5 protein-coding genes are annotated in these 5,399 nt (G+C 67.4%); 3 read left to right on the plus strand and 2 right to left on the minus strand.

From position 1 onward, the window contains the following. The first annotated feature begins 122 nt into the window (after positions 1 to 122). The gene (locus VGR06_RS43770; RefSeq protein WP_414637140.1) at positions 123 to 431 is read left to right on the plus strand and encodes a choice-of-anchor D domain-containing protein; all 309 of its coding nucleotides are present in this window, start codon (positions 123 to 125) and stop codon (positions 429 to 431) included. Between the two features lie 21 nt (positions 432 to 452). Here VGR06_RS43770 and VGR06_RS03280 read toward each other — a convergent pair whose 3' ends face one another. Next, positions 453 to 2,111: a cellulase family glycosylhydrolase gene (locus VGR06_RS03280; protein WP_327557426.1), complete on the minus strand. Its 1,659-nt coding sequence runs from the start codon at positions 2,109 to 2,111 to the stop codon at positions 453 to 455. Positions 2,112 to 2,297: 186 nt separating this feature from the next. Here VGR06_RS03280 and VGR06_RS03285 point away from each other — a divergent pair, with 186 nt between their 5' ends. Continuing rightward, the gene (locus VGR06_RS03285; RefSeq protein WP_327557427.1) at positions 2,298 to 3,416 is read left to right on the plus strand and encodes a GH12 family glycosyl hydrolase domain-containing protein; all 1,119 of its coding nucleotides are present in this window, start codon (positions 2,298 to 2,300) and stop codon (positions 3,414 to 3,416) included. 14 nt (positions 3,417 to 3,430) lie between these two features. Then, a complete protein-coding gene (locus VGR06_RS03290; protein ID WP_327557428.1) occupies positions 3,431 to 4,852 on the plus strand; it encodes a PQQ-dependent sugar dehydrogenase in 1,422 nt (473 codons plus the stop codon). A gap of 61 nt (positions 4,853 to 4,913) precedes the next feature. On the opposite strand, the gene VGR06_RS03295 is transcribed toward VGR06_RS03290, so the two are convergent. Further along, the coding region (locus VGR06_RS03295; RefSeq protein WP_327557429.1) for a hypothetical protein at positions 4,914 to 5,399 on the minus strand (486 nt) is incomplete at its 5' end.

The following is a 5,399-nucleotide window of genomic DNA, read 5'->3' on the forward strand; positions in this document are numbered from 1 at the left end:
TGAACGCGGCCGAACCACCGCCCCAGCCGGATCCCGTGAAGATCCAAATCTCCACCGCCATCACGTGCAATTTCGTCAAGGTCGGAGTGACCCGGGAATGCTCGCCGATAGTGGTACGCAGCGTGGGTAGCGCACCATTGAAGGTCACCAGCTTAGAGTTCAAGGGGACCAATGCGAACGAATTCGCACTGAAGGAGAACGGCTGCGACGGCCTAGCCCTCGATCCAGGTGAGTCGTGCACGATCACGGTGCGGTTCACACCCGGCGCCAAGGGAACCCGAAGTGCCCAACTGGTGGTGCACCAGAACCTGCGCGGACCGGCATCGACCGTCAAGTTGACCGGTGGCTCCTCGACGACCACCAGCAGCACCACGACCACGACCCGTGCTCCCACGCCTACGACGACGGGGAACGCCGGGTCGGGTCCGTGATGGGTTAGCTGTCGTTGACCCTTAGCTGATCGTGCAGGGGGAGCCGTTGAGGGTGAACGCGGTTGGCTTGCTTGAATTGCCGGTGTGGGTGGCCTGGAAGCCGAAGTCACCGACGGTGGCGCCCGGGTTGATCACTCCGTTGTAGCTGACGTTGCGGGCGGTGACCTGGCCGGAGGTGGGGGTGTACGTGGCGTTCCAGCCGTTGGTGATCACCTGTCCGGAGGGGAGGGTGAACACCAGGGACCAGCCGTTGATCGCCGCGGTGCCGGTGTTGGTGATGGAGAAGTTGGACGTCAGGCCGGTGTTCCAGGCGTTGACGGTGTCCGTCACCCGGCAGGTGCCGGTGGGGCCGGCCTGCGTGGTGAACGTGATCGCCGCGGACGGGGTGGAGAGGTTGCCGGCGCCGTCCCGGGCGCGGATGAACACCTGGTACTGCGTGGACGGGGTGAGACCGGTCAGCGTCACCGAGTTCGTCGTCGGCGAGGACAGGATCGGGTCCGTGGCGCCCTGTTCGCGGTAGACGTTGTAGCCGGCGAGGCCGCTGCCGCCGGCGTCGGTGGACGCGGCCCACGACAGGTTGGCGCCGGAAGAGGTCACGCCGGACACGCTCGGGGTGCCGGGCGCGGTCGGCGGGGTGTTGTCCGGCATTCCTCCGCTGTAGATGGTGGCTTCCCGGGAGGTTTGGCGGATTCCGTTGGCGCCGTTGAGGATTCGGGTGCCCCAGGCGGTGGGGGTGGCCGGGTTGAAGTTGAGGACCATGTCGAGCGGTTCGTTGCCGCCGCTGTTCCCACTCCACGACCAGCCGATGTAGCCGAGGCCGCGGCCCTGCGCCTGGGCCATCATCGTGTCCTCGTCGGGGTCTCCGCCGGGGAAGGACGCGCCGAACTCGCCGATCACCAGGGGGAGGCCGGCGGTGCGGAACGCGTCCAGGTAGGACGTGATCGACGCGGCGGTGCTGAACACGGCGTACATGTGGATGGAGAACACCGTGTTCCGCTGCGGGTCGCTGGCGAACACCGCGGCCGCGTTGTCCCGCATGCCGAACTGCCAGTCCTGGCCCCAGTTCGGGGCGTCCACCATGATCAGGTGCTGCAGCCCGGCGGTGCGCAGCCGCCGGATCGCGTTGGTCGTCGCGCTCGCCCAGCCGGTGTTGACCTGCGCGTTGTTGCCGAACGGCTCGTTGCCGATGTTGATGACGACGAAGTTCTCCTGGCCCTGCAAGGCACTCGCCACGCTGATCCAGTAGCTGGCCGCCTGGTCGAGGGTGGCGGCCGCGCCGTCCTCGCCGAACCCGGTGGTGTCGTGCGCCTCGAGCACGCAGATCAGCCGATTCTGCTTGCACAGGGCGATGACACTGGTCACTTCGCTCGCCGGGTTCGGGCCCCAGCGCTGGCCGCTGCCCAGCACCACCCGCACGGTGTTGGTGCCGAAGCTCTTGATGTTGGCGAACGAGCTGGTCTGCTGCGGGAACCAGACGTGCGGATGGTTCACGCCGCGCATGATGAAGTTGCTGCCGTTGCCCTCGACGATCTGCGTGCCGCTGACGTGCAGCCCGACGGCCGCGTGTGCCGGCGCAGCACCCCGCCCACGAATGCGATCCCTTTCTTCACGATCTACCTCCGTCGCAGCGCACGTGACGGCGACCTCCGGCCAGCGTAGTCGGACACGAATCGGTAACACAACCGGTTAAGTTGAGTAGTGAGCGGAACAGCTCCTTGTTTTCTTGATCGATTTATGAACCGGTTCGTTCCGTCCGCGAGCGCGGGTGTTGCCATGACGTAGCGCTTGGGTGACTATGAGAGAGCATCTCTGGGAGCGCTCCCAGAATGGGATCTCTGCCTGCCGCAAGTCAAGGAGGAGTTGCGCATGAGGCGTCTCATCGGGGCCGTGATCACGGCCTGCGCGCTGACAGGGGGGATGCTCGTCACGGTGACACCGGCACAAGCCGTGGTGACCTGCGAGAAGTTCGGCACCTTGAGTATCCAAGGTGGACGGTACAACGTTCAGAACAACGTGTGGGGCGCGGACACCGCCCAGTGCATCGACACTACCGCAAACGGTTTCAACGTCACCAGGGCCGACCACAACAAGGCGACCAACGGCGCGCCGGCGTCGTACCCGTCGGTGTACTTCGGCTGCCACTTCGGCAACTGCTCGTCCGGCAGCGGGCTGCCGCTGCAGGCGAACACGACCGCCTTCGCCAACATCCGCACCAGCGTGAGCATGACCTACCCCGGCTCCGGGACCTTCGACGCGGCCTACGACATCTGGTTCGATCCCACGGCGAGAACGACCGGCCAGAACACCGGCGCGGAGATCATGGTCTGGCTCAACCGCCAGGGCTCCATCCAACCCATCGGCTCCCCGATCGGCACGGCGACCATCGCCGGCAGCAACTTCGATGTCTGGTTCGGCAACACCGGCTGGAACGTCGTGTCCTACGTGCGCACCTCGACGGCCACCTCGCTGAACTTCGCCGTGAACGACTTCTACTCCGACGCCGTCAACCGCGGCCGCGCCCAGCGGAACTGGTTCCTCACCAGCATCCAGGCCGGCTTCGAGCCGTGGGTCGGCGGAGCCGGGCTCGCGGTCAACTCGTTCTCGGTGACCACGGACGGCGCCCCGCCGCCCCCGCCGCCTCCTCCTCCGCCCCCGCCGCCGGGTGGCTGCACCGTGCGCGACGACGTGAACGCCTGGAACACCGGCCTGACGTCCAACTTCACCATCACCAACAGGAGCGCCACCGCGATCAACGGCTGGTCGCTCGTGTTCACCCTGCCCGCCGGCCAGAACATCACCTCGACCTGGAACGCCACGTACACCCCGACCTCCGGGCAGGTGACGGCCCGCAACGTCGGCTTCAACGCGGCGATCCCGGCCAACGGCGGCACGGTCAGCGGGTTCGGCTTCCAGGCCACCCACACCGGGAACTCGGGTAAACCGACCTCGTTCACGCTCAACGGCACCGCGTGCACGGTGGGGTGAGCGCAATGTACCGAATGGCCACCACCGCCACCCTCGCCGCGCTCACGATGGCGATCGGCTCGGCCGCGGCGCCGGCCGCCGATCCGGTCGTCATCCAGGCCGTGCCACCGACCCCGCAGGTCGCCAGCACCATCGTGACCGGCCTGACGGCACCGTGGGGTCTGGCCTTCCTGCCGGACGGCTCGGCCCTGGTGTCCGAACGCGACAGTGCGCAGATCAAGCGGATCGCCAACGGCACGGCCACCTCGGTCGGCACCGTTCCCGGTGTCGTGCCCGGCGGCGAAGGCGGGTTGCTGGGCATCGCCGTCGCGCCGACCTTCGCCACCGACCGCTTCGTGTACGCGTATTTCACCGCCTCCGGGGACAACCGCGTGGTCCGCATGCCGTTCAACACCACGCTCGGCACGCCTCAGGTGATCGTCTCCGGCATTGCCAAGAACACCATCCACAACGGCGGCCGGATGGCGTTCGGGCCGGATGGTCTGCTCTACATCTCCACGGGCGACGCCGGCAACTCCGCCAACTCGCAGAACCCCAACTCCCTCAACGGAAAGATCCTCCGGGTGACCCCGACCGGCGCGGCCGCCCCGGGCAACCCGACCGCCGGGAACCGGATGTACAGCCTCGGTCACCGCAACGTCCAAGGTCTCGCCTGGGACGGCGCCGGCCGGCTGTGGGCCAGCGAGTTCGGCCAGAACACCTGGGACGAGCTCAACCTCATCCAGGCCGGCCGCAACTACGGCTGGCCAACCGTCGAGGGCCGGGCCGGCAACCCCAACTTCGTCGACCCGATCACGCAGTGGACCACCGCCGAGGCCTCACCGTCCGGCATCGCGTTCGCCAGCAACACGGTCTGGCTCGCGGCCCTGCGCGGCCAGCGGCTCTGGGCCGTCCCGGTGAACAACGGCGCCCTGGACGGCACACCGGTGTCGTTCTTCAACGGCCAGTTCGGCCGGCTCCGCCTGGTCACGGCGGCGCCGGACGGCTCCCTCTGGCTGCTGACCAACAACACCGACGGCCGCGGCACCCCACGGGCCGGGGATGACCGCATCCTGCGGCTCACCCTCGGCGGCACCCCGCCACCGCCGCCGCCTCCCCCACCCCCGCCGCCGGGTGGGTGCACGGTGCGGAATGACCAGAACGCCTGGAACACCGGGTTCACGTCGAACTTCACCATCACCAACAACAGCACCACCGCCGTCAACGGCTGGTCCCTGGTGTTCACCCTGCCCGCCGGCCAAGTGATCACCAGCACCTGGAACGCCACCTACACCCCCACCTCGGGCCAGGTCACCGCGCGGAACGTCAGTTTCAACGCGATGATCCCCGCCAACGGTGGCACGGTGAGCGGGTTCGGCTTCCAGGCCACGCACACCGGCAACACCGCCAAGCCGACCTCGTTCACCCTGAACGGAACGGCCTGCACAGTTCAGTAGTTAAAGTGCGATGAATGCGTCCTTCCCCACACCATCCGTGGGGAAGGACGCATTCATCGCATCACGGTGCGGTGATCTGGGCGGTGAGCGGGCCGGACTGGCTGGTCACCCCTTGGGTGGTCAGGCATTGCAGCGAGTTCAGGACGGGATAGACCCAGACGATGGTCGCGTTCCCGCCCTGGAACGCACCGCTGATCACCGGACCCGTGCCGGTGACCTGCTCGGTGCCGCCGACGACGACATCGGTGAAGGTCAGGTCGATGACGCTGTGCTGGCCGTTGTTCCAGTCGATGGTGTAGGCCGGATCCTCGAAGACTCCGGGCGGCGCCAGGCAGGACGCGTCCGGAAACGTGATATTGCTCGAGGAGGCCCCGGCAGTCAACGTCGGGTCGGTCGACACGCAATTGCTGAACGTGTCCGACTCGCTGTACTGCACCGTCCGCGGAGTGAATGTCAATCCGGGCGAGTAGTTGATCGACGAACTCCCCAGGCACGTCGTCGAGCCGACCGCGTGAGCGACCCCGGTCACGGCGAACACATTGGCGGC

The organism is Actinophytocola sp., from assembly GCF_036002505.1.
Taxonomy (GTDB): domain Bacteria; phylum Actinomycetota; class Actinomycetes; order Mycobacteriales; family Pseudonocardiaceae; genus DASYTH01.